This window comes from Pseudomonas pohangensis (genome assembly GCF_900105995.1).
Lineage (GTDB): Bacteria > Pseudomonadota > Gammaproteobacteria > Pseudomonadales > Pseudomonadaceae > Aquipseudomonas > Aquipseudomonas pohangensis.
The window spans coordinates 3089242-3111897 of sequence record NZ_LT629785.1; the positions used below are offsets into that span (position 1 = coordinate 3089242).

Sequence of the window (22656 nt, forward strand, 5' to 3'; positions counted from 1 at the left end):
TTTTTATCGACTGCGAAGGAACACGCAAGTCTGCTTTGCTCATTCAGCCAATTACTTGGTGCCGAAAACGCCAAAACGCTGTTTGAAGCGATCAATACGGCCGCCAGTGTCGAGCACTTTCTGCTTACCGGTGTAGAAAGGGTGGCACTCGTTGCACACATCGATGCTGAGGCTCTTGCCCAGAGTGGAGCGAGTCTTGATCACGTTACCGCAGCTACAGGTAGCATCGATTTCGACGTAATTAGGATGGATATCAGCTTTCATGAGAATTTCCTTGTATCTGGCGTGCCGCCACCCGACCCTATGTCGAATACCGCACGTAAACAGGCGGCGGATCATACCAGAGCCCACAGGCGATGCAAGCCACCCGTAGCGCCCATCGATAGCCGGCAATAAACTGCGGCCAGACCGGCGCTGTGCCCGGCACAGCTAACCGGCCAATACGCCAGAATATAGTCACACCATGTGCACGGCATGCAATGCTGTACCCGCCACAGGCCAGAAATTCACATCCGACCGGAGTCCGTGTTGCCCGAGCTCATTTTGCGCCTTGCCCTGCCGTCGCCGCTGCGCCGCCTGTTCGACTATCGCGCCCCGCCCGGCCTGACACGTCAGGACCTGCAACCGGGCATGCGCCTGAAAGTTCCATTCGGGCGGCGCGAGATCGTTGGCGTACTGATCGAACTGCGCAACCACAGCGAAGTTCCGCCAGAAAAACTGAAAGCCGCCCTGCAGCTGCTGGATCCGCACACCCCCCTGCCTGCGGCCCTGCTCAAGCTTTGTCTGTGGGCTGCCCAGTACTATCAGCACAGCCTCGGCGATACCTTCAGCTGGGCACTACCGGCGCTGCTGCGCCAGGGCGAACCTGCGCAGTTGCGGCAGGAGCGTTACTGGAAAGCGGTCACCGGCGCCAATCCGGACGATCCACGTCTGCAACGTGCACCGCGCCAGCGCGAGGCACTGGCGACGCTTGCGCAACATCCCCACGGCGTCGCCCAGCAACTGCTAAGCCAGCTGCAACTCAGCCGCGACAGCCTTGAGTTACTGCAAGCCAAGGGGCTGGTAGAGCTTGAGGTTCGCAGCAGCACACCACAACGCCATCACGGTGGCTGGCTGGCGCAAGCGGAGCTGCCACTGAATGCCGAACAGTCCAGCGCCTGCAACGCCATTCACTCCGGACTGGACAGCTTCAACGCCTACCTGCTCGCCGGTATCACCGGCAGCGGCAAGACCGAGGTCTATCTGCAACTGATTCGCCAGACTTTGGAGGCCGGCAAGCAGGCTTTAGTACTGATTCCGGAGATCAACCTGGGCCCGCAGACCCTGCAGCGCTTTACCCGGCGCTTCAATGCGCGCATCGTTCTGCTGCATTCGGCAATCAGTGACCGTGAACGACTGGACGCCTGGCTGGCAGCGCGTGACGGTGAGGCCGATATCATCATCGGCACCCGCTCGGCGCTGTTCACGCCGATGAAAAACCCCGGCCTGATCATCATCGACGAAGAACACGATGCCTCCTACAAGCAGCAGGAAGGCCTGCGCTACCACGCCCGCGACCTGGCACTGGTGCGAGCACAGCAGGAAGACATCCCGATAATCCTTGGTTCGGCCACACCCTCCCTGGAAAGCCTGCAGAATGCCTACAACGGCCGTTACGCCCTGTTGCGCCTGACCCGGCGCGCCGGCGGCGCACAACCACCACGGCTGTTGCGGCTGGACATCAAGAGCCGGCCACTGGATGCAGGAATTTCCGGGCCCATGCAACAAGCCATCGAACAAACCCTGCAAGCCGGACAGCAGGTGCTGGTATTTCTCAACCGCCGCGGCTTTGCGCCCACCCTGCTGTGCCACGACTGCGGCTGGATCAGCCAGTGCCCGCACTGCGATGCGCGCATGACCCTGCACCAGCGTTCGGCCGAGTTGCGTTGCCACCATTGCGGTCATAGCCAGAAACAGCCAAAGGCCTGCCCGGACTGCTCCAGAGTGGACCTGCGGCCGGTCGGCGCGGGGACCGAACGTGCCGAAGAGCGCCTGAACACGCTGTTCCCGCAGTTTCCCGTACTGCGCGTTGATCGCGACAGCACCTCGCGCAAAGGCGCCATGGACAAACTGTTTCAGAGCATCCAGCGGGGCAAGCCGTGCATCCTTGTCGGCACACAGATGCTGGCCAAAGGTCATCATTTTCCACGGGTAACTCTGGTGGCGATTCTGGATGCCGACGGTGGTCTGTTTTCCGCGGACTTCCGCGGCAGCGAACACACAGCGCAACTTATCCTGCAAGTCGCCGGACGCGCCGGACGCGCCGACGAGCCCGGACGGGTGATCATCCAGAGCCATCTGGCGGATCATCCGCTGCTGGTGCAATTGACCGAACAGGGTTACTTCGCCTTTGCCGAACAGGCATTGAGCGAGCGGCGCAGCGCAGGACTTCCGCCGTTCAGTCACCTGGCATTGCTGCGCGCCGACTCTCTCAAGCCGGCGCAGGCCGAAGAGTTCCTCGATGCGGCCTGCGCCCTGGCCGAACAGTTGCTCGGTACACTGAACTGCAGCGGCGTTGAGCTGCTCGGCCCGGTGCCGGCACCGATGGAGCGGCGTGCCGGCCGTTATCGCGCGCAACTGCTGCTGCAAGCCAGCAATCGGGCCAGTCTGCACCGGTTGCTGACCCCCTGGATTCAGCAGCTCGAGCAGTTGCCAGGCAGCCGCAGCGTGCGCTGGACGCTGGACATCGACCCTACCGACTTGTTCTGAAGGCCGACGCAACGGTTGGCAAGCCTGGAGCTGCCACGGATAATGCGGGTCTTTTCCTCGCACCACGCCGCCAACTGACGGCCCCAAGAGCACAGCATGAAAGACACTATTCGCCACCTGATCCAGCAAGCCCTGTGCCGCCTGACTGCCGACGGCATTCTGCCTGAAGGCCTGAGCCCGGCCATTCAGGTGGAGAACAGCCGCGACAAGAGCAACGGCGACTTCGCCAGCAACATTGCCCTGATGCTGGCCAAACCCGCCGGCATGAAACCCCGCGATCTCGCCGAAAAACTGGTCGCCGTGCTGCCGGCTGAGCATCAGATCAGCAAGGTGGAAATCGCCGGCCCGGGATTCCTCAATTTTTTCCAGAACAGCGCTGCGCTGGCGCAGCGTCTGGAAGCCGCGCTGACGGATGAGCACCTTGGCGTCCGCAAGAACGCTCCGCCGCAACGGGTAGTAATTGATCTTTCCTCGCCGAACCTGGCCAAGGAAATGCACGTTGGGCATCTGCGCTCGACAATCATTGGCGACGGTGTGGCACGGGTGCTGGAGTTTCTCGGCGATACGGTAATCCGGCAGAACCATGTCGGCGACTGGGGCACCCAGTTCGGCATGTTGCTGGCGTATATGGAAGAAAACCCGGCCGCCGTGGAAGGCGAGCTGGCGGACCTCGAACAGTTTTACCGCGCCGCCAAAATGCGCTTCGACGAATCCGCCGATTTTGCCGATCGCGCCCGCGAACTGGTCGTACAGTTACAGGCCGGCGATGCCGGTTGCCTGCGTCTCTGGCACCGCTTCAACGATATTTCCCTGAGCCACTGCCAGAAGGTCTACGACCGTCTGGGCGTGAAGCTGTCGATGACTGATGTCCGCGGCGAGAGCGCCTACAACAGCGATCTGCCGGGGATCGTCGAGGCCCTGCGCGATAAAGGCCTGCTTAGCGAGAGTGACGGCGCCCAGTGCGTGTTCATGGACGAATTCCGGAATGCCGAAGGCAACCCTCTGCCAGTGATCGTGCAAAAAGCCGGCGGTGGCTACCTGTATGCCACCACCGACCTGGCCGCCATGCGCTACCGCAGCCAGACCCTGCACGCGGACCGCGCCCTGTACTTCGTCGACCAGCGTCAGGCCCTGCACTTCCAGATGGTATTTGAAGTGGCCCGGCGCGCCGGCTTCGTAGCACCAGAGATGGAGCTGGAGCACATGGGTTTTGGCACCATGAACGGCGCCGATGGGCGGCCATTCAAAACCCGTGACGGTGGCACGGTAAAGCTGATTGACCTGCTCGATGAAGCCGAAGAGCGCGCCTATGCCCTGGTCAGGGACAAAAATCCCGAACTGAACGAAGAAGAACTACGCGTGATCGGCCGCGCAGTGGGTATCGCTGCGGTGAAATATGCCGACCTGTCAAAGCACCGCACCAGCGACTACAGCTTCAACTTCGAGCAGATGCTCAGCTTTGAAGGCAACACCGCGCCCTACCTGCTCTACGCCTATACCCGTGTCGCCAGTATCTTCCGCAAACTGGGCAAGGGCGTGGACGAAATCGACGGGCAGATTCAGCTCGACGCCGTGCAGGAGAAAGAGCTGGCCGCCAGGCTCGCGCAATTTACCGAAATCCTCAACAACGTCGCTGAAAAGGGTACCCCTCACACCCTGTGCAGCTATCTGTACGATGTTGCCGGACTGTTCTCCAGTTTCTACGAGCATTGCCCGATTCTGTCGACGGATGATCTGGCCGTACGCAACAGCCGCCTGCACCTGGCCGCCCTGACCGGCCGCACCCTCAAGCAAGGGCTTGAATTGCTGGGCCTGCAGCCCCTGGAGCGCATGTAAGTGGCCGCCCGCAAGAAAGCGCCACCACCCAAGCGCGGTGCCAGCCGCTACAAGGCTCCGCCAAAGAAACCGGTACCCGGCTGGATCTGGCTGGCCTGCGGCTTGCTGGCCGGTGGCTTCATCGTCTTCCTCATGCAACTGCAGCCCGGCCGCGACAACATCAAGCGCGACAAGCCGGAGCAGGCCAGCACTGCCGTCAAGGCCAAGCCTGAGGTGAAAAAAGAACAACCGCAAAAACCCAAGTACGACTTCTACACCCTGCTGCCCGAGTCGGAAGTGATTGTCCCGCCCGATGCGATGACGTCACCCGCAACCAGCGAAAAACCGGTCAGCGCGGCAGAAGCGGCAAAAATCGATGCTGCACGCGCCGAGGCACTGCTTAACGGCCAGACACCGCCACCGATGCCACCGGTAGCCAAGGCATCCGCAACCACCGAGGTCTTCCTGCAGGCCGGCTCGTTCCGCAAACGCGAGGATGCTGACAAGGTCCGCGCGCAGATCATCCTGCTCGGGCAGAACGTTCAGGTGGAGTCCGGCACTGTGCGCGAGGAAACCTGGTATCGCGTACTGGTCGGCCCGTTTGCCAATCGCGAGCAACTTGCGCAGGCACAGAAATCCCTGGCTGGCAGCGGCTTTAGCAACCTGCTGTTACAGCAACGCCAATCCAACTGATCGGCTTTTTCGCTGCTGACGGTTGAAAAGCCCGCAGCAGCGCCCCATCTCTTCCTGCACAAGGGCCGTCGGCCCAGCAGCGGGAGCAGCTTCTCTTGACCACTATTGTTTCAGTGCGCCGTAACGGCAAAGTCGTCATGGGCGGTGACGGCCAGGTTTCGCTTGGCAACACCGTGATGAAAGGTAATGCGAAAAAGGTCCGGCGCCTCTACCACGGTCAGGTGCTGGCAGGCTTTGCCGGTGCCACCGCGGATGCCTTCACCCTGTTCGAGCGTTTTGAAGGGCAGCTGGAGAAGCATCAGGGCCATCTGGTTCGCGCCGCCGTGGAACTGGCCAAGGACTGGCGTACCGACCGTTCGCTGAGCCGCCTGGAAGCCATGCTGGCAGTGGCCAACAAGGATGCCTCGCTGATCATTACCGGCAACGGCGATGTGGTCGAGCCCGAGCAGGGCCTGATCGCCATGGGCTCCGGTGGCGGTTTTGCCCAGGCAGCCGCCATGGCGCTGCTGCAGAAGACCGAGCTGTCAGCCCGTGAAATCACCGAGACGGCCCTGAATATCGCCGGTTCCATCTGCGTATTCACCAACCAGAATCTGACCATTGAGGAGCAGGACTGCGCCGAATAAGGCGCAACCTGTTCCGGAGCAAATCGTATGTCCATGACGCCCCGCGAGATCGTTCACGAACTCAACCGCCATATCATCGGTCAGGACGACGCCAAGCGTGCCGTGGCCATCGCCCTGCGCAACCGCTGGCGGCGCATGCAATTGCCGGCGGAGTTGCGCCAGGAGGTCACCCCGAAGAACATCCTGATGATCGGCCCGACCGGGGTTGGCAAGACGGAAATAGCCCGCCGTCTGGCACGTCTGGCCAACGCCCCGTTCATCAAGGTCGAGGCGACCAAATTTACCGAAGTCGGCTATGTGGGACGGGACGTCGAATCGATCATTCGCGACCTCGCCGACGCCGCCATCAAGATGCTCCGTGAAGATGAGATGCAGAAGGTACGCTTCCGCGCCGAAGACGCTGCCGAAGAGCGCATTCTCGATGCCCTGCTGCCGCCGGCACGTAGTGGCTTCAACGAAGACCCGGCGCCCAGCCATGACTCCAATACCCGTCAGCTGTTCCGCAAGCGACTGCGCGAAGGCCAGCTGAACGACAAAGAGATTGATATCGAAGTCGTCGACAGCCCGGTCGGCGTGGAAATCATGACGCCACCGGGCATGGAAGAAATGACCAACCAGCTGCAGAACCTGTTCTCCAGCATGGGTCAGGGCAAGAAGAAATCGCGCAAGCTCAAGGTGCAGGACGCCCTCAAACTGGTGCGTGACGAGGAAGCCGCACGTCTGGTCAATGAAGAAGAGCTCAAGGCACGGGCGCTGGAAGCCGTGGAGCAGAATGGCATCGTCTTTATCGACGAGATCGACAAGGTGGCCAAACGTGGCAATGTCGGCGGTGCCGATGTTTCCCGTGAAGGCGTACAGCGCGATCTGCTGCCGCTGATCGAGGGCTGCACGGTCAACACCAAGCTGGGCATGGTCAAGACCGACCACATCCTGTTCATTGCTTCCGGCGCTTTCCACCTGAGCAAGCCCAGCGATCTGGTTCCCGAACTGCAGGGCCGCCTGCCGATCCGGGTCGAACTCAAAGCCCTCACGCCGGATGACTTCAAGCGCATCCTCAGCGAACCGCACGCCTCGCTGACCGAGCAATACACCGCATTGCTGGCCACCGAAGGCCTGCAGATCGAGTTCCTCGAGTCCGGTATCCAGCGCGTTGCCGAGATCGCCTGGCAGGTCAATGAAAAGACCGAGAACATCGGCGCGCGGCGCTTGCACACATTGCTTGAGCGCCTGCTTGAGGAAGTGTCGTTCAGCGCCGGCGATCTTGCCGGGCAACAGGCTGGAGTTGCGTTGAAAATCGATGCCGATTACGTCAACGGCCATCTGGGCGAACTGGCACAGGATGAAGACCTGTCGCGTTATATTCTCTGAGCAGACCGCTACTGCGTCGGCGCTCGCAGAGGCCGACGCCACCAACTCGATCGACCAGACATCAATGAAAATCCCGACAGCCATCAAGCTACACAAGGCCTCCAGAACCCTGGAGCTGCAATATGGCGCGCAGGTCTACAGCCTGAGCGCTGAATTCCTGCGGGTGCACTCCCCGTCTGCAGAAGTTCAGGGACACGGCCAGCCGATACTGCAATACGGCAAGCAGGATGTGGCGCTGCTCGAACTGCAGCCGGCAGGCAACTATGCGCTGAAGCTGTGTTTCGACGATGGCCACGACAGCGGCCTGTTCACCTGGGATTATCTCTATCAGCTGGCGACCCGCCAGGAGCAGCTCTGGAACGATTATTTGCAGGCGCTGCATGACGCCGGTCGCACCCGCGATCCGCAGGCAAGTGTTGTCCGCCTGATGCAATAGTTCACGGCAACCCTGCGAAAGCACAAATGCGCACTGGCCGTGATCGGCAGCGCAGGCTATTGTCTGAGCGTATCTTTACCGGATCAGTGCAGGCCATGAAGACCCGCGACCGCATACTTTTTTGCGCGCTTGAGCTGTTCAACCAGCAAGGTGAGCCGAACGTAACAACCCTGGAAATTGCCAATGAGCTGGATATAAGTCCGGGCAATCTCTACTACCACTTCCATGGCAAAGAACCTTTGATCATGGAACTGCTGAAACGCTTTCAGAGCGAGATGGCACCACTGCTTGATCCACCGGAAGATATCCAGCTCGACGCCGAAGACTACTGGCTGTTCATTTCGCTGATCGTCGAACACCTGTCAAACTTCCGCTTTCTGTTTCAGGACCTCTCCAACCTCGCCGGACGCTTCCCCAAGCTCGGTCGCAGCATTCGTGACTGGCTGAATGAACTCAAGCAAACCGTGGCCTCCCTGCTGGCGCGCCTGAAAGCCGAGGGCTATCTGGAAAGCGATACCCCGGCGCTCGGCCAACTGGTCGAGCAAATCACCCTGACCCTGCTGTTTTCCCTGGACTATCAGCGCATTCTCGGCCGCCCGGGGGAAACCCGCCTAGTCGTGTTTCAGGTGATGATGCTGGCCATCCCGCACCTGAAACAAAGCTCCAGGGCACCGGCAGAACAACAGGCGCGCCGCTTCCTGGAGAGTTGAAATCCACACAGCAAAACGCCCGGCAAGCCGGGCGTTTTTCATTGCCTTGCAGAATCAGGCCGAAGTCGGGGGCGTAAGCGTCGGCGCTGCTGCCGGTTTGGCTGCTGCAGTATTTGCCGCCGGCTTTTTCGCAGCAGGCCGGACTTTCGCGGCAGGCTTGGCTGCTGCCCGCGCCGGTGCTTTGGCTGCTGGCTTGGCTGCTGTCTTGGCCGGCGCTCTAGCTGCAGACCGGGCTGGAGCTTTCGCTGGCTTGATGGCTACGCCGGTCAGCTTTTCGATTTGCTTGGCCAGCAGATCAACCTTTGCCTGCAGGGTCTTTACTTCGTTGCGGCTGGGTACGCCGAGACGGGAAATGGCACTGTTCAGGCGCTTGTCGAAAGCCTCTTCCAGCTCATTCCACTTGCCTACTGCCTTGTCCTTGACCTCTTCGACCTTGGACTTGGCACTATCAACGGAGGTTTTGACCGCTTCTACCTGCTTGTTGACATTGGTCTTGGCCAGCTTCTGGGCTTTCTCGCCATCCTTTACCAGTTCATCAAACAGGCTGTTACCGTCCTTGCTGACCTTGGAAAAAGCACCCAGACCGGCAAGCCAGATCTGCCGGGAGTATTTCTCGATCTCGCCGATCCAGGAGTTGAGTTCTTTCTCGACTTTCTTCTGCACAGGTTTCTTGGTAGCCATACAGCTCTCCTTACTTGGTACGCGCGACTTGCTCTAGCGCGGCGCTGAGCTGGTCGAGTTTATCAGACAGTGCCGCAATGTCCTGATGCGAAGGGATGCCCAGCCGATTCAAGGCATTGGCAACCCGGTTGTCGAAGCTCTGCTCGATCTTGTCCAGCTGCACTTCAACTTTTTCCTTCACACCGCTTACGCTGCTCTTCACGGAGTCGATCTGCGAGTTGGCCGCATCAACCTGTTCGTTGACCAGCTGCTTGCCTTTCTTCTCGATGCTTTCTCCGACCTTGACCAGATCCTTGAAAATCTCGGCGCTGTCATGACCGGCCTTGTTGTATGCGCCGAGGCCAGCCAGCCAGATTTTGCGGGCGTATGCCTTGACGTCGTTCAGAACCACGCCCTGGGCATCGGTTGGTTTCTTTACGGATGCTTTGGTCATGCTACACCTCGGGTCTCAAGTCAAAAAAGGGTGCCTCTTCAGGCTTGCCACCAAGGTATCGGACTAAATTAGAAAACGCATACCAGTCTGCGTCAACCGGATCAGGCGTTGAGCTTTTCATCGAGGGTGTTTTCTATTTCGTCCTGAATGGTTCTCTCGAAGGCCATCAGCAAAAACCCCAGATCCAGCTCCACACGCACACGCTGCTCATCGACGATGACACGACCGTGAGCGCCCACCCGTTTGAATACAATCACATCGTCATGCCAGCGATAACGAATGTCATATTGGCGGGATAACGACTCCGCCAGATCTTCTGCCAGTGAGCGGACAACATCACGCTCCAGGCTATGTTGACGCTCGACAACAATATGCGACATGCAGAACTCCAAACGACAACATTAAAAGTGCTGTGACTATAACAGTATGTTCAGGCTGCAGCTGACTGCAACTTGCAGACAGTTTCAAGCCCGCACAAAATCTCCGAATCCTCGCGCGCATAACCGCGCTAGAATGCGCAGTAAATCAGCCCGGCGAAATCAACATGAGCGATCCGCAAAAAGCTCCCGACCAGGAACCCGTCACGCACTTTGGCTACCAGAACGTGCCCGAGAGCAAGAAGGCCGCCAAGGTGGCCGAAGTCTTCCATTCGGTCGCAGCCAAGTACGACCTGATGAACGACCTGATGTCCGCAGGCGTGCACCGCCTGTGGAAGCGCTTCACTATCGAATTGTCGGGCGTGCGCCCGGGCAATCGGGTGCTGGACATTGCCGGCGGCACCGGCGATCTGACCAAGCAGTTTTCGCGCCTGGTGGGCAGCAACGGTGAAGTGGTACTGGCCGACATCAATGCCTCGATGCTCAAGGTCGGGCGTGATCGCCTGCTCGATCTGGGCGTGGCCGGCAACGTCAAGTTTGTCCAGGCCGATGCCGAGAAGCTGCCGTTCCCGGACAACCACTTCGACGTGGTCACCATCGCCTTCGGTCTGCGCAACGTCACCCACAAGGAAGATGCCCTGCGCTCGATGCTGCGCGTGCTCAAACCCGGTGGTCGCCTGCTGGTACTGGAGTTTTCCAAACCGAGCAACGGGCTGTTGTCCAAAGCCTACGACACCTACTCTTTCAGCTTGCTGCCCATGATGGGCAAGCTGATCACCAACGATGCCGAGAGTTATCGCTATCTGGCCGAGTCGATCCGCATGCACCCGGACCAGGAAACCCTCAAGGACATGATGGCCAGCGCCGGCTTCGAAAGAGTCAGCTACCACAACATGACCGGCGGCATCGTTGCGCTGCACCGCGGCATCAAGCCCTGAGGTAACTGCATGCTTATTCAGGCGTTGCTGGCGGCGGCAGAACAGGGCTTGCGACAGGTATTGAGCCTGGACAGCACGGCGCTGGCACGACTGGGCAAAATGCAGGGCAAGGTGATTGCCATCGAGTGTGCCAGCCCGCCATTGAACCTGTTCCTGCTGCCGGGCAACGACGGACTGCGTCTGGCGGCGCACTGGCAAGCCAGCGCAGATTGCACATTAAAGGCGCCAGCCTCACGCCTGCTGCAACTGGCCCTGGCGCAGGACAAGAGTGCCGTACTGCACGCCGACGACGTTGACCTGAGCGGTGACAGCGCTGTGATGCTGGAGCTGGCAGACCTACTGCAAACCCTCGAACTGGACTGGGAGTACCAGCTGTCACGCTGGCTGGGCCCGGTTGGCGGCCAGCTGCTCGGCAGCAATCTGCGCAGTACTGCACAATGGACCAGCAGCAGCCTTGGGCATCTGCGCGACAATCTCGCCGATTATCTCAGCGAAGAGTCGCGCACGCTGGTCGGTAAACGCGAGGCCGAAGCCCGCTTCAATGAGCTGGACCAGCTCAAAATCTCTCTGGACCGACTGGAAGCGCGCATACAACGGCTGGCCGGCAAGGTCGAGCAATCACCATGAAACTCCTGGCTGTTCGTCGCCTGCTACGCATCCTGCGTGTCAGCATTCATTACCAGCTGGATGACCTGCTGCTCGCCCTGCCCCTGCCCTGGTGGCTGCGCACATTCGGCCATTGTCTGCCGTGGCGCTGGCTGCCCCGTCCTGATCTCAAGTTGTCGCGCGGTGCCCGCCTGCGCCTGGCGCTGGAGGACCTGGGACCGATCTTCATCAAGTTCGGCCAGCTGCTGTCGACCCGCCGGGATCTGTTGCCACCGGACATTGCCGACGAAATGGCCCGCCTGCAGGATCAGGTACCGCCTTTCGACCCCAAACAGGCCGTTGCACTGATCGAGAAACAACTCGGTCTTTCGCTGGACAAGGTGTTTGCCCGCTTCGACCACGCACCTTTGGCCTCGGCCTCGATCGCCCAGGTGCATGCCGCCAAACTGCTAAGTGGCGAAGAAGTAGTGGTCAAGGTGATTCGCCCCGGGCTGCGACCGACCATCCGCCAGGACATTGCCTGGCTGTTCACGCTGGCGCGCCTGGCCGAGAAGACTTCCGCCGACGCGCGGCGTCTGCGCCCTGTAGAAGTGGTCGCCGACTATGAGCGCACCATCTACGACGAACTCGACCTGTTACGCGAGGCCGCCAACACCAGCCAGCTGCGGCGCAATTTCGATGGCTCGCCACTGCTCTACGTCCCGCAGGTCTACTGGGGCTGGTGCCGTCCGCAGGTACTGGTTCTCGAACGCATCTACGGCCTGGCCGTCACCGACATGGCCGGCCTGGCCAAACAGAACACCGACATGAAGCTGCTGGCCGAGCGCGGCGTGGAGATCTTCTTCACCCAGGTGTTCCGTGACAGCTTCTTTCATGCCGACATGCACCCCGGCAATATCTTCGTCAGCAGCAACAACCCGCGCAACCCGCAATACATTGCCATCGACTGCGGCATCATCGGCAGCCTGACGCCGGAAGATCAGGATTATCTGGCGCGCAACCTGATCGCGTTCTTCAAACGCGACTATCGCAAGGTCGCGCAACTGCATATCGACTCCGGCTGGGTACCGGCCAACACCCGGATCAATGATTTCGAGGCAGCCATCCGCACCGTGTGCGAGCCGATCTTCGAAAAACCGCTGAAAGACATCTCCTTTGGCCAGGTGCTTCTGCGCCTGTTCCAGACCGCCCGGCGCTTCAATATGGAAGTGCAGCCGCAACTGGTGTTGCTGCAGAAAACCCTGCTCAACATCGAAGGCCTCGGCCGCCAGCTCTACCCTGATCTGGATCTGTGGAACACCGCACAACCCTTTCTCGAAAAGTGGATGCGCGAACGTATCAACCCCCTGCAACTGCTGCGCAACCTGCAGTTGCAAGCCGAGCAGGTGCCGCACCTGTCGCAGATTGCCCGTGACACCCTGGAACGCCTGTCGCTACCTGTCGCAGCTGCGGGGAGCAAACCGGCAGCCACGCCGGCCAGCTGGCCCGAACGCCTGCTGGGTGTCGCCCTGATTGCCGGGGGCATCTTGCAACAACCGGTTTTGCTCCTGAGCAGCTGGCCCGCCGGACTGATGATTGCCGGCGGCCTGTATCTGGTTTTACGCCGGTAGCCACACCCGCAAGGGGCTGGCAGACTAGCGTCTTTTTTACGATGGCCTGAACCATCGACATGGAACAAGCGATGAGCAACTGGCTGGACGAGATCAAGTGGGACAGCGCCGGCCTGGTACCGGCAATTGCCCAGGACTATAAAAGTGGCCGCGTGCTGATGATGGCCTGGATGAATCGCGAAGCCCTGCAGCTCACCGCTCGCGAAGGCCGTGCGATCTACTGGTCACGCTCGCGCAACAAGCTGTGGCGCAAGGGCGAGGAATCCGGGCATGTGCAGAAACTGCACGAAATGCGTCTGGACTGCGATGCCGACGTGATCATTCTGCTGGTCGAACAACTGGGTGGCATCGCCTGCCATACCGGACGCGAGAGCTGCTTTTACCGGGTTTTTTCCGATAATGCCTGGCAGGCAGTCGACCCGGTACTGAAAGACCCGCAAGCCATCTACACTAGGGCAGACAAACATGACTGAGCAAAGCATGAACGACACCCTGAGCCGTCTGGCCGAAGTCCTCGAGTCACGCAAAGGCGCCGCAGCCGACAGCTCTTACGTGGCCAGTCTGTACCACAAGGGGCTGAACAAGATTCTGGAAAAGGTCGGTGAAGAATCGGTCGAGACCATTCTGGCGGCCAAGGATGCAGCCGTCAGCGGCAACTGTGACGAGCTGATTTATGAAACCGCTGACCTGTGGTTTCACTCGCTGGTCATGCTGGCTGCGCTAGGCCAGCACCCACAGTCAGTCATCAACGAACTTGAAAGGCGTTTCGGCCTTTCCGGGCATGCGGAAAAAGCTGCCCGCAATCAGTAAATCAGGAGAGCTCTTATGGGTTTCGGCGGAATCAGTATCTGGCAACTGCTGATCATTCTGGCCATTGTGGTCATGGTGTTCGGTACCAAGCGTCTGAAAAATCTCGGCGCGGATGTCGGCGAAGCCATCAAGGGCTTTCGCAAATCGATGAATGACGGCGAACAGGGGCAAAAACCCTCGGTCGATGACAAGGGTCAGACCATCAACGGCGAAGCCCGCAAGGTCGAAGACCCGCTGAAGAAAGATTGATCCATGTTTGATGTCGGTTTTTCCGAGCTGCTGCTGGTTGGCCTGGTGGCACTGCTGGTACTCGGCCCTGAGCGGCTGCCGGTAGCTGCGCGCATGGCCGGCCTGTGGATCGGTCGTCTCAAGCGCAGCTTCAATTCGCTCAAGAGTGAAGTCGAGCGCGAACTCGGCGCAGACGAAATCCGCCGCCAATTGCACAACGAAAACATTCTTGAGCTGGAGCGCGAAATGCACAAAAGCCTGCAGCCGCAAGCCCGTGCCGAAGCCCCGGCAAGTGCAACTGCAGCAGCCACGCCAGAACCGACCCCGACTAGCGACAAGCAGCCATGAGTACAGACTCCGAAACCGATCAGGAAATGCCGCTGGTCGCTCACCTGACCGAACTGCGCACGCGGCTGCTGCGCTGTGTGGTCACGGTACTGCTGCTGTTTGCCGGGCTGTTCTACTTTGCCCAGGACATCTACGCGCTGGTCGCCGCGCCGCTGCGAGCCTTCCTGCCAGCCGGCGCCACCATGATCGCCACCGGCGTGGCCTCACCATTTCTCACGCCGTTCAAACTGACCCTGGTGGTTGCCCTGTTCCTCAGCATCCCGGTGATTCTGCAGCAGATATGGGGCTTCATCGCCCCCGGCCTGTACGCCAAGGAAAAGCGGATTGCCGTGCCGCTGCTGATCTCCAGCATCCTGCTGTTCTACGCCGGAATGGCGTTCGCCTATTTCGTGGTGTTCCCGCTGATCTTCAGCTTTTTCGCCAGCGTAACGCCCGAAGGTGTGGCCATGATGACTGACATCGGCCAGTACCTGGACTTCGTGCTTACGCTGTTTTTCGCCTTCGGCGTCGCTTTTGAAATCCCGGTGGCTACCTTCCTGCTGATCTGGGTCGGCATCGTCGACGTACAAACCCTGCGCAAAAGCCGCCCCTATGTGATCGTCGGCTGCTTCGTCATTGGCATGTTTCTCACACCTCCGGATGTGTTTTCCCAGACCCTGCTGGCCTTGCCCATGTGGCTGCTGTTCGAGTCCGGGCTGTTCTTCGGTGCCATGATCAAGAAGCACGAAACCCTCGAAGCGCAAACTGCCAGCGAAGACCAGCCGCCAGCACCGCTGCCGTGAACCTGCTGCTGCTGGAAGACAGCGACTTTATCAGCGCCAACCGGGTGATTCTGCAAGGCCGGCGCCTGCAACACCTGCGCGCAGTGCAGCGGGTCGAAGCAGGCGATAGCTTGCGTGTCGGCCTGCTGGACGGGCTGATGGGTGAAGGCCTGATCACGGCACTGGATGAGCACCATGCCGAACTCGACGTGCGGCTGGATGCGGTTGTCCCCGACAAACTGCCGCTCACCCTGCTACTGGCACTGCCCCGACCGAAAATGCTCAAGCGCATACTGCAAACCATCAGCGCCATGGGCGTGCCACGACTGGTTCTGCTGAACAGTTATCGGGTGGAAAAAAGTTTCTGGCAGACTCCTTTCCTCAGCCCGGAAGCCATTCGCGAACAACTGCTGCTGGGGCTGGAGCAGGCGCGCGACACCGTGCTGCCTGAAATCATCATCGAGAAGCGCTTCAAACCCTTCGTCGAAGACCGTCTGCCTGCGCTGGCTGCCGGAAGCCTCGGCCTGACCGGTCACCCCGGCAATTATCCCGACTGTCCACGTGCCGTTAGCCAGCCGGTAACCCTGGCCATCGGCCCGGAAGGCGGCTGGATTCCGTACGAGGTCGAGCTGCTGGAAAAAGCCGGACTGCAACCGGTGCAACTCGGCGCGCGCATCCTGCGGGTGGAAAACGCGGTTCCTGCCCTGCTCGCCAGACTGTTCTGAAGCGCCGATGAACACTGTCAATCCGCGTCGCGGCTATCTGCTGGGGCTCAGTGCTTACCTGATCTGGGGCCTGTTCCCGCTGTATTTCAAAGCCATCGAACAGGTTCCGGCGCTGGAAATAGTCGTTCACCGGATAATCTGCTCGGCGATCTTTGGCGCCGCCCTGCTATTGCTGTGGAAACACCCGGGGTGGTGGTCGGAGCTGCGTAGCAACCCGAGCAGACTGGCGGTACTGACCCTGTCCGGCACTCTGATTGCGACCAACTGGCTGGTGTATGTGTGGTCGGTCGTGCCTCTTTGGCGGGACGCTACTAAGAAAATTGTTGGTATAGCGTCCGGAGCGCCGGACCGGTTTGTGCCAAGTCTCTAAGGTGAGCGAAAAAGATCTACAAGACCAGCAATGGTGAGTGGCACGTATAGCAATGCCAGCCTTTAATTCTTTTCGCTGTTCCTGGCCTGGGATTGAGCGGGACATTGTGTGGTGTGTCATCCGCGCCCGCGCTGGCTGGACAACCAGCCGCTGTGTGCAGCGCGCCTGTTTTACGGTACCAACTTCGAAGCCGAGGCGGGCCTTCTGCCTCCGGGGCGGTACGCTTTGGCGTTCAGTCCCGGGATATGGCGGCAAGCAGTCGTTCGGCTAGCAGTAACTCCCAACTCCCAAACGCTATTCGAGTTGTCCGTCCCAGGCCCCTGTCCTGGCTTCCATCTCCTCTTTCATCTGTGCGGGCAGCAGCTCAACAGGGTCGCGGCCTTCCCGTATCTCCCAGCCGCCACCCAGCGCCCGGTAAACCTGCACCAGTTTGGCCGCCACGTCGCCCTGGGTGGATACCAGTAAATCCTGTTGCTGGGCGTCGGAGCGCAGGGTGCTGATCACCGTGTTAAACGGAATCAATCCGTTCTGGTACTGGGAGGTGGAAGTATCGACCGAGCGCTGGGATGCGCTTGCCGCGGCCCTGTAGGCCGCCAGTTGCTCATAGGACTTGAGGTAGGCCACGATAGCGTTTTCGACATCGCCCTGGGCTTGCAGGACAGTGTTCTGGTAGTCCACGAGCAGTTGCTGGAAGCGCGCATCCTGTAGCCGGACGTTGCTCTTGAGTCGCCCGTAATTGAAAATATTCCACTGGAAGGCGGCAAACAGGCTCCAGCTTTCACTGCTGTTGTTGAACAGGTCGCTGCTATCGGCCGCATCGGTACCGATGGAGCCGCCAATCGACAGCGAGGGGTACAGTTCTGCCTCGGCCACCCCGATCTGCGCGCTCTGGGACGCCATGCGACGCTCCGCCGCGCGAATGTCGGGCCGCTGCCTGATCAGGTCCTGGGGCATGCCCAGTGCAATCCGGGCAGGGGCCAGGGGAATACTGCGTTTCTGCCCGAGCAGGTAGGTGAGGTCCTGGGGGGGCTTGCCCAGGAGGATAGCCAGTGTGTTTTTCAATTGCTGCAGGGTGGATTGCAGTGCCGGTACACTGGCCCGGGTATTGTTCAACAGGCTTTCGGCCTGGTCCACGTCCAGTTCACTGACATCCCCCGCATCCAGCTTGGCCCTGGCAATCCTCAGGCTTTCCTCTTGCAGGCTTACATTGCGCCGGGCGACATCGAGCCGGGACTGATTGGTACGAATCAGGATATAGGTCTGGGCAACCTGGGACACCAGCGACACCAGTGCACCGTCAAATTCGGCAACGCTGGCGTCCAGCTCGGCGGATGCAGACTCGACCTGGCGTCTGAAGCTACCCCAGAAATCCACCTCCCAACTCAAGTTAAAACCGACGTTGTAATCCTTGAAGATATCGCCGTCCTCCCTTTGTTTGGAGGCCCCGCCCGCAATCTGCTGTTGCTGGGGGTACTGGTTACCCACGGCAATGGCCAATTGCTGTTGCGATTGCAGCACACGCAGACCCGCGGAGCGCAGGCTGAGGTTTTCCTGCAGCGCATCGGCAACCAGTTGATCCAGTACCGGGTCGCCATAGGCCGCCTGCCACCACTTGGTATCGACTGTGGGTTGAGTGCTCAGGCGCGGGTTGCCCGTGTCCAGCCACTCGCTCTCAAGGGGTGCAGGCGGGCGGCTAAAGTCCGGCCCGAGCAGGGTGCAGCCGCATAGCATGATGGTGCAGCCCAGGAGTGCGCCGGCGACTCTGGCGTGAGGCATCACTGCTGAAATCTCACGGCGCAGCGCTCACTGCAGGGCCCCGGGAGCGGCGGCATCCTCGGCGCGGTCATGGCTGCCGGTAATAATCAGGACTGACCCGGTGGTGCCCACCCGCAGCGCGACGTCTTCGGGTAATTCCCCCAGAGTGATGCGAACCGGCACCCGCTGGGCCAGGCGGATCCACTCGAAGGTCGGGCTGACATTGGGGAGCAATTCGTAACCGGTACTGCCGTCCTGCTGGGCGATGCCCCAGCCGATACTGTCCACCCGGCCCTCTATGGGTTTGTCGGGGTAGGTCATGAGGGTGACTATGGCCCGATCGCCGCTGTGAACATGGCCGATGGAGTTTTCCTTGAAATAACCGTCAATCCGGAAGCTGTTGGCATCGACCAACGCCAGGGTGGGCTGGTTGGCGACTGCCTGACTCCCTATCCGCAGATTGAGGTTGGTCACGTAGCCGTCGACGGACGCGGTGACCCGGGTGAATTCCAGGTTGAGCTGAGCCTGCCTGAGTATCGCTGCGGCTTCCCTGATGCTGGCGTTGTTCTCCCCATGCGCCCCGAGACTGGCCCGTGTTCGCGCCAGATCGGCCTCTGCCTGCATCAGCGAGGCCCGCGTCTGGGTGAGGCTGGCGATCGCCGACTTGCGCTGCTCAACCGCCACGTCATAGCTGGCTTCGGCTCGCTCTACCGACTTTTTCGATGTGGCCCGCTGTGGCAGCAGCTCCTGCTGGCGCTCAAACTCCGCTTTATCCTTGGCAATCTGGGCATCGGCTTTGGCTATGGCGCTCTGCGCCTGCTCAATGGATGCGCGGGCAACCTCGACCTGGGCCTGTGCCGCCTCCACTTGTTTCAGCTGGGCCCGGTAGCTGTCATTCGTTTGATCGTACTGCGCTTGCGCTTGCGCCAGACTGGCTTCAAAGGTGCGAGGATCTATGGCGAACAGCAGTTGCCCGGCGCTTACGTACTGATTGTCCTTTACCGCCAGTTCCACAATAGGGCCCGACACGCGCGGCGTAACCTGCACGACTTCGGCCTGGACCTGGCCGTCCCGGGTCCAGGGGTTCAATACATAGTCCCGGTACTTGAGCAGCACTGCCGCAACTGCGACCAACACCACTGCCCCGCTTAGAAGATATTTGCGCGGTATGTTCACTCGTTACGCCCCGACAATAAAAGTTCCGATGACCACTGTGTAAATGACCATCAGCGCCAGCAAGACCAGCGGCGGATAATAGAAGTTTCTGGTCCACTGGTAGTGGTCGAGGAGGCGGCTGGTCGCGAGGGTGGCTATCATGGCGATTGCACCTGCCACCAGCATGGGCGGCATATACACGCCGCCGATGGCGAATTCATGGGGTATGGGCAGGATCATACTTTGCGGTGCTCGATCATGCGAATCGATCTTCATGCCAGGGCGCCCATTTGATCATACTTGCGTTGTCCGTGTAATCCAGCAGCGCGGCGGACAGGGCGCGGTAGGCGCCCAGCACGCGGTAGAAGTTCTCGGCGTCCGCCTCGGTGAAATGGCCTGCGGGCGTCGATTCCAGTGCCTCCTTGATATGGGACTCCAGTGTGGCCAGCACCTGGTCCGTGTTCACCCGGGCAAGCTTCCCGTCTCCCGATGCCCCGGGGTCACGGCCCAGCTGCTGTAACAAAGCGCAGATATCCAGACGCCAGGCGCGAAAGTCCGGCAGCAGTTGCTGCACCAGGAAGCGGGCCTGTGGACTGGTGCGAGCTGCCTGCAAGCCCTGCAGCTGGATAGCCAGTGATTGCACGCTGGTGACCAGGGCACGAACCTGCGCCGGCTCGGCGCCGGCTATTTTCGCAGGGTCGATATGGGGAGCCCAACTGGCAAGCTTGGAGGGTATTGTCGCCACCTCGCGCTGGTGAAATCGATAGCGCAGGCGCTGCAGGCGACTGGTCGGGGCGCTCCGCCCCCATTGCAGGGCATCTGTTAGGTACTCGCTGCTGCGAAAAAAACGCCTCAGCAGGCGCAGAAACACCCGCTCAGGCATGAAATTGAAGGGAAAGTAAGCGGTGATAGCCAGGGCCAGAAAGACGGGGACAAGGGTCAAGCCGTTGGTGGTGACAACCAGAAAATTGTAGCTCTGTGGATTGGAGACGGAGATCACGGAAAGCAGTATTGACAGAGCCAGTGCTCTGGCCAGCTCTTGCCGGGGGGCGGCCAGCAGGTAACAAATGGCGAAGGTGACGCTGAACAGCATCGCCCCCAACCCCTTGAAACTGGACAGCTGTGGCATGACAAAAATATACAGGAAGCCCGCAAACAACACCGACCCTGCCGCCGGAAGAAATGCGCTCGATACGGGAATCTGAGGCATATTGACCAGGGCGATGCCAAATGAGGCCCCCATGGCCACCACCCCGAAGCCTCCGGGCAGGTCGGGGACGTAGATCACGGTCAGGAACACCAGCCACAAAAAAACCAGATAGCGCAGAGCGCAGGCCAGACGGTCGGGGTCGACGACAAGGGACTGGCGTGTAACAACAGGCGGCGCCGGGGCGGTTTCAAACCTGGTAATACCCGCCACCCGCTGAAACATGGAAGCGCTCACTTGGTCCAGTGCCAGTATCTCTCGCTGGACGACGGTTACCGCCGCGCGCTGCACATGTGACAATTTCTCCAACTGGTTTTTATCTGCGGGAAGAGCCATGGACTGTGGGGCGCGTTTGGGAGCGGTGCCCGCGAACATTTTGCCGATCTGCGTCAGGCGCTGATCCAGTTCAGCGAGCAGCGCTTCGAGGTCTGGTAGCAGCAGGGGCATGTTCAGGGGCTGAAGTTCGGCGAAGGTCTCGCGCCAGCGGCCGATACCCTCGCTCAGTTGTGCCAGCTGCGCCTGGTAGTCATGCCACTGGGCGCGCAATTGCCACACCTCCCTGCTCTCGAGCTCTGCGCTGTTCAACAACTGGTCAAAATTTGCTTTCGCCTGCACGCTTTCATCGATCAGTTTTGTGACCTGCTGCTGCTCCCCCCGGCCCAGCAGCAGGTCGCCACAGGCCCTGAACATCCGCTGCTCCAGCGCGAGCACGTCCGCTGCCTGTTGCCTGATGTCGCGGGTATAGGAGGGCCAGAGGAAAATCGAAACCAGGCTGTATACCAGGATACCCAGTCCCGTCTCCTGGACCCGCAGGGTGGCGGTGGTAAAAGCATGGACCGGATCGGGGCCCGCATCCATGCAGATAATGGCGCAAACAAAGCCGGCAACTTGCCAGAAATACGCGTGCCGGCTGCCGCTCATCATGTAGGAGCAAAACATCAGGTACAGGGAGAAAATCAGAAAAAAGGACCAGCGCTCCTGGGGGAAGAGCGCAATGAAGGTCAAGGAGGCAAAAAATGCCAGCAGCGTGCCGCACATTCTCAGGACAGCCTTGTTCAGGGACGCGCCAACGCTGGTTAGTGAGATGAAGGCGACGGCGAAGCCGGCCCAGTAGGGTCTCTCCCAGTTCTGTGACAGCGCGATGCCGTAGGCGATCGTCATGGCAAGGGCGGTCTTGATCGCCTCTTTGGTCCTGCTAGAAAGTGTCAGGGATACTGGCACAGGTCGCCGCCTTTGGGTCTGTGGGCATAACAAGCGGGCGTCGGCCCGCCTGACACCCAAGGATCCTCTGAAGTACCTATGCATTTCTGGCTGACTTCAGCGTTCACCAATTTTAAAAGCGATAAATCGATCAAAATATGACCAGATTTATCGCGTATTTGCTTAATCTCAGCGGTCGCAAGCACTTTCTGCGGCCATTTCCCGCATTACAGGCGCACCTCTCCTGTATTTACCAATAAATGCCGGCGCGCCATCCACAGAAGCGCCTTGGCGCAGCGACAGACCACGGTCACCCAAATAACCGTTGATCACTGCCAGGATGCCGGCCGCGAGTTCATTTTTTTCCAGCAAGCGACGAAAGTTGAGGATGGTTGTTTCATCGGGAATACGCTCCAGGCTCAGCACGGCAAACTGGCGCAGGATAGTGGTTTCGTAAAGCGCCTCTTCCATCGCCGGATCGCTGTAACCAAACCAGTTCTGCAATAGATGAACGCGCAGTATCGCCATCAGCGGATATGACGGACGGCCGCCTTCGCCCTTTGGGTAATGCGGTTCAATCAAGGCGATCAAACCTTTCCACGGCACTACCCGATCCATCTCAATCAGGAACAGTTCTTTGCGAGTTTGCTTGCGCTTGCCTGCGTATTCGGCATCGGCGAAGGTCATCTGCTTCATCGGGAAACTCGGCGGCTTGGATGCCAATACTTTACTAAAATCAGGAAGTCTTTTTCAGCGTTTCCGTAGCTGAAACAGTCAGGGGTTGTGCACTTTGGCCCTAACCACTAAAAAGGTGCAGTAGATACACTATCGCCGGAGCCTTTGAAATTGGTGGGCCGTGCTGGATTCGAACCAGCGACCAATTGGTTAAAAGCCAATTGCTCTCGTTCACCTGCATCTGGGCCGCTCTGACGGTGTACAGCCTGGATATCTGGCTGAGCCTGCGCAGAAGAATCTGAGCAAAAAACGTCCAGCCCGGTACAAGCCACGCGCGCCAAGGGCTGGCTCCAGTCATCCCGAGCTTATCCACAGAAGCAT

Annotated in this window: 22 protein-coding genes, 1 tRNA gene and 4 pseudogenes; 17 read left to right on the forward strand and 10 right to left on the reverse strand. The window is 59.9% G+C overall.

Annotated features, from left to right (window positions below; all coding sequences use genetic code 11):
• Positions 1 to 51 precede the first annotated feature (51 nt).
• A complete protein-coding gene (rpmE, locus tag BLT89_RS14360; protein ID WP_090196816.1) occupies positions 52 to 264 on the reverse strand; it encodes a 50S ribosomal protein L31 in 213 nt (70 codons plus the stop codon).
• Positions 265 to 528: 264 nt separating this feature from the next.
• On the opposite strand from rpmE, the gene BLT89_RS14365 reads away from it, so the two are divergent.
• From BLT89_RS14365 to BLT89_RS14395, 7 genes are all read left to right on the forward strand, one after another.
• Positions 529 to 2748, forward strand: a complete 2220-nt coding sequence (locus tag BLT89_RS14365; protein WP_090196819.1) for a primosomal protein N' — start codon at positions 529 to 531, stop codon at positions 2746 to 2748.
• Positions 2749 to 2844: 96 nt separating this feature from the next.
• Positions 2845 to 4584, forward strand: coding sequence for an arginine--tRNA ligase (argS, locus tag BLT89_RS14370; protein ID WP_090196822.1), 1740 nt, complete (start codon positions 2845 to 2847; stop codon positions 4582 to 4584).
• On the forward strand, positions 4585 to 5256 hold the full coding sequence (locus tag BLT89_RS14375) for an SPOR domain-containing protein (protein WP_090196824.1): 672 nt from the start codon (positions 4585 to 4587) through the stop codon (positions 5254 to 5256).
• A gap of 95 nt (positions 5257 to 5351) precedes the next feature.
• Positions 5352 to 5882, forward strand: coding sequence for an ATP-dependent protease subunit HslV (gene hslV / locus BLT89_RS14380; RefSeq protein ID WP_090196826.1), 531 nt, complete (start codon positions 5352 to 5354; stop codon positions 5880 to 5882).
• Between the two features lie 27 nt (positions 5883 to 5909).
• Positions 5910 to 7250 carry an ATP-dependent protease ATPase subunit HslU gene (hslU, locus tag BLT89_RS14385; protein WP_090196829.1) on the forward strand — a complete coding sequence of 447 codons (1341 nt, stop codon included), beginning with the start codon at positions 5910 to 5912 and terminating at the stop codon, positions 7248 to 7250.
• Between the two features lie 64 nt (positions 7251 to 7314).
• On the forward strand, positions 7315 to 7686 hold the full coding sequence (locus BLT89_RS14390) for a gamma-butyrobetaine hydroxylase-like domain-containing protein (RefSeq protein ID WP_090196832.1): 372 nt from the start codon (positions 7315 to 7317) through the stop codon (positions 7684 to 7686).
• Positions 7687 to 7781: 95 nt separating this feature from the next.
• On the forward strand, positions 7782 to 8396 hold the full coding sequence (locus tag BLT89_RS14395) for a TetR/AcrR family transcriptional regulator (RefSeq protein ID WP_090196834.1): 615 nt from the start codon (positions 7782 to 7784) through the stop codon (positions 8394 to 8396).
• 57 nt (positions 8397 to 8453) lie between these two features.
• Here BLT89_RS14395 and BLT89_RS14400 read toward each other — a convergent pair.
• From BLT89_RS14400 to BLT89_RS14410, 3 genes and pseudogenes are all read right to left on the reverse strand, one after another.
• Positions 8454 to 9077: pseudogene (locus BLT89_RS14400) on the reverse strand (phasin family protein); the annotation flags it as partial.
• Between the two features lie 10 nt (positions 9078 to 9087).
• Complete coding sequence (locus BLT89_RS14405; RefSeq protein ID WP_090196840.1) at positions 9088 to 9510, reverse strand: phasin family protein; 423 nt, start codon at positions 9508 to 9510, stop codon at positions 9088 to 9090.
• A 101-nt stretch (positions 9511 to 9611) separates the two neighbouring features.
• A complete protein-coding gene (locus tag BLT89_RS14410) occupies positions 9612 to 9890 on the reverse strand; it encodes a polyhydroxyalkanoic acid system family protein (RefSeq protein ID WP_090196843.1) in 279 nt (92 codons plus the stop codon).
• A 164-nt stretch (positions 9891 to 10054) separates the two neighbouring features.
• Between BLT89_RS14410 and ubiE the strand changes: the two genes are divergently transcribed.
• From ubiE to BLT89_RS14460, 10 genes and pseudogenes are all read left to right on the forward strand, one after another.
• On the forward strand, positions 10055 to 10825 hold the full coding sequence (gene ubiE, locus BLT89_RS14415) for a bifunctional demethylmenaquinone methyltransferase/2-methoxy-6-polyprenyl-1,4-benzoquinol methylase UbiE (RefSeq protein WP_090196846.1): 771 nt from the start codon (positions 10055 to 10057) through the stop codon (positions 10823 to 10825).
• 9 nt (positions 10826 to 10834) lie between these two features.
• Positions 10835 to 11452, forward strand: a complete 618-nt coding sequence (locus BLT89_RS14420) for a ubiquinone biosynthesis accessory factor UbiJ (protein ID WP_090196849.1) — start codon at positions 10835 to 10837, stop codon at positions 11450 to 11452.
• Positions 11449 to 13041: a ubiquinone biosynthesis regulatory protein kinase UbiB gene (ubiB, locus tag BLT89_RS14425; RefSeq protein ID WP_090196852.1), complete on the forward strand. Its 1593-nt coding sequence runs from the start codon at positions 11449 to 11451 to the stop codon at positions 13039 to 13041. The genes BLT89_RS14420 and ubiB overlap by 4 nt, the downstream gene beginning before the upstream one ends.
• Positions 13042 to 13112: 71 nt before the next feature.
• Positions 13113 to 13514 carry a phosphoribosyl-AMP cyclohydrolase gene (gene hisI / locus BLT89_RS14430; RefSeq protein WP_090196855.1) on the forward strand — a complete coding sequence of 134 codons (402 nt, stop codon included), beginning with the start codon at positions 13113 to 13115 and terminating at the stop codon, positions 13512 to 13514.
• Between the two features lie 7 nt (positions 13515 to 13521).
• Positions 13522 to 13851 carry a phosphoribosyl-ATP diphosphatase gene (locus BLT89_RS14435; RefSeq protein WP_090196857.1) on the forward strand — a complete coding sequence of 110 codons (330 nt, stop codon included), beginning with the start codon at positions 13522 to 13524 and terminating at the stop codon, positions 13849 to 13851.
• Between the two features lie 15 nt (positions 13852 to 13866).
• On the forward strand, positions 13867 to 14100 hold the full coding sequence (gene tatA, locus BLT89_RS14440; protein ID WP_090196860.1) for a twin-arginine translocase TatA/TatE family subunit: 234 nt from the start codon (positions 13867 to 13869) through the stop codon (positions 14098 to 14100).
• A gap of 3 nt (positions 14101 to 14103) precedes the next feature.
• Positions 14104 to 14347 (forward strand): annotated as a pseudogene (gene tatB / locus BLT89_RS14445) (Sec-independent protein translocase protein TatB); the annotation flags it as partial.
• A 76-nt stretch (positions 14348 to 14423) separates the two neighbouring features.
• Entirely contained in the window at positions 14424 to 15209 is a 786-nt protein-coding gene (tatC, locus tag BLT89_RS14450; protein ID WP_090196866.1) for a twin-arginine translocase subunit TatC, read from the forward strand.
• Positions 15206 to 15913: a 16S rRNA (uracil(1498)-N(3))-methyltransferase gene (locus tag BLT89_RS14455; protein WP_090196868.1), complete on the forward strand. Its 708-nt coding sequence runs from the start codon at positions 15206 to 15208 to the stop codon at positions 15911 to 15913. The genes tatC and BLT89_RS14455 overlap by 4 nt, the downstream gene beginning before the upstream one ends.
• Positions 15914 to 15920: 7 nt before the next feature.
• A pseudogene (locus BLT89_RS14460) lies at positions 15921 to 16202 on the forward strand (EamA family transporter RarD); the annotation flags it as partial.
• Between the two features lie 375 nt (positions 16203 to 16577).
• On the opposite strand, the gene BLT89_RS14465 reads toward BLT89_RS14460, so the two are convergent.
• From BLT89_RS14465 to BLT89_RS17740, 6 genes and pseudogenes are all read right to left on the reverse strand, one after another.
• Positions 16578 to 18059, reverse strand: coding sequence for an efflux transporter outer membrane subunit (locus BLT89_RS14465; protein WP_090196870.1), 1482 nt, complete (start codon positions 18057 to 18059; stop codon positions 16578 to 16580).
• Positions 18060 to 18086: 27 nt separating this feature from the next.
• Complete coding sequence (locus BLT89_RS14470) at positions 18087 to 19175, reverse strand: HlyD family secretion protein (protein ID WP_197673514.1); 1089 nt, start codon at positions 19173 to 19175, stop codon at positions 18087 to 18089.
• 42 nt (positions 19176 to 19217) lie between these two features.
• Complete coding sequence (locus BLT89_RS14475; RefSeq protein WP_090196876.1) at positions 19218 to 19469, reverse strand: DUF1656 domain-containing protein; 252 nt, start codon at positions 19467 to 19469, stop codon at positions 19218 to 19220.
• Entirely contained in the window at positions 19450 to 21705 is a 2256-nt protein-coding gene (locus BLT89_RS14480) for an FUSC family protein (RefSeq protein WP_090196879.1), read from the reverse strand. Before BLT89_RS14480 ends, BLT89_RS14475 begins: the two co-directional genes overlap by 20 nt.
• A 168-nt stretch (positions 21706 to 21873) precedes the next feature.
• A pseudogene (locus tag BLT89_RS14485) lies at positions 21874 to 22296 on the reverse strand (transposase); the annotation flags it as partial.
• Positions 22297 to 22447: 151 nt separating this feature from the next.
• Positions 22448 to 22523 (reverse strand) — tRNA-Lys (locus BLT89_RS17740).
• Positions 22524 to 22656 lie beyond the last annotated feature (133 nt).

Excerpts from the sequence above, each read along its gene's own strand:
- tatA (WP_090196860.1), top strand. The coding sequence starts at position 13,867 with ATGGGTTTCGGCGGAATCAGTATCTGGCAACTGCTGATCATTCTGGCC.
- argS (WP_090196822.1), top strand. The coding sequence starts at position 2,845 with ATGAAAGACACTATTCGCCACCTGATCCAGCAAGCCCTGTGCCGCCTG.
- tatC (WP_090196866.1), top strand. The coding sequence starts at position 14,424 with ATGAGTACAGACTCCGAAACCGATCAGGAAATGCCGCTGGTCGCTCAC.
- BLT89_RS14410 (WP_090196843.1), bottom strand. The coding sequence starts at position 9,890 with ATGTCGCATATTGTTGTCGAGCGTCAACATAGCCTGGAGCGTGATGTT.
- BLT89_RS14435 (WP_090196857.1), top strand. The coding sequence starts at position 13,522 with ATGAACGACACCCTGAGCCGTCTGGCCGAAGTCCTCGAGTCACGCAAA.
- BLT89_RS14405 (WP_090196840.1), bottom strand. The coding sequence starts at position 9,510 with ATGACCAAAGCATCCGTAAAGAAACCAACCGATGCCCAGGGCGTGGTT.
- BLT89_RS14420 (WP_090196849.1), top strand. The coding sequence starts at position 10,835 with ATGCTTATTCAGGCGTTGCTGGCGGCGGCAGAACAGGGCTTGCGACAG.
- BLT89_RS14480 (WP_090196879.1), bottom strand. The coding sequence starts at position 21,705 with ATGCATAGGTACTTCAGAGGATCCTTGGGTGTCAGGCGGGCCGACGCC.
- rpmE (WP_090196816.1), bottom strand. The coding sequence starts at position 264 with ATGAAAGCTGATATCCATCCTAATTACGTCGAAATCGATGCTACCTGT.
- BLT89_RS14475 (WP_090196876.1), bottom strand. The coding sequence starts at position 19,469 with ATGAAGATCGATTCGCATGATCGAGCACCGCAAAGTATGATCCTGCCC.
- ubiB (WP_090196852.1), top strand. The coding sequence starts at position 11,449 with ATGAAACTCCTGGCTGTTCGTCGCCTGCTACGCATCCTGCGTGTCAGC.
- hslU (WP_090196829.1), top strand. The coding sequence starts at position 5,910 with ATGTCCATGACGCCCCGCGAGATCGTTCACGAACTCAACCGCCATATC.
- BLT89_RS14390 (WP_090196832.1), top strand. The coding sequence starts at position 7,315 with ATGAAAATCCCGACAGCCATCAAGCTACACAAGGCCTCCAGAACCCTG.
- BLT89_RS14395 (WP_090196834.1), top strand. The coding sequence starts at position 7,782 with ATGAAGACCCGCGACCGCATACTTTTTTGCGCGCTTGAGCTGTTCAAC.
- ubiE (WP_090196846.1), top strand. The coding sequence starts at position 10,055 with ATGAGCGATCCGCAAAAAGCTCCCGACCAGGAACCCGTCACGCACTTT.
- BLT89_RS14465 (WP_090196870.1), bottom strand. The coding sequence starts at position 18,059 with ATGCCTCACGCCAGAGTCGCCGGCGCACTCCTGGGCTGCACCATCATG.
- hisI (WP_090196855.1), top strand. The coding sequence starts at position 13,113 with ATGAGCAACTGGCTGGACGAGATCAAGTGGGACAGCGCCGGCCTGGTA.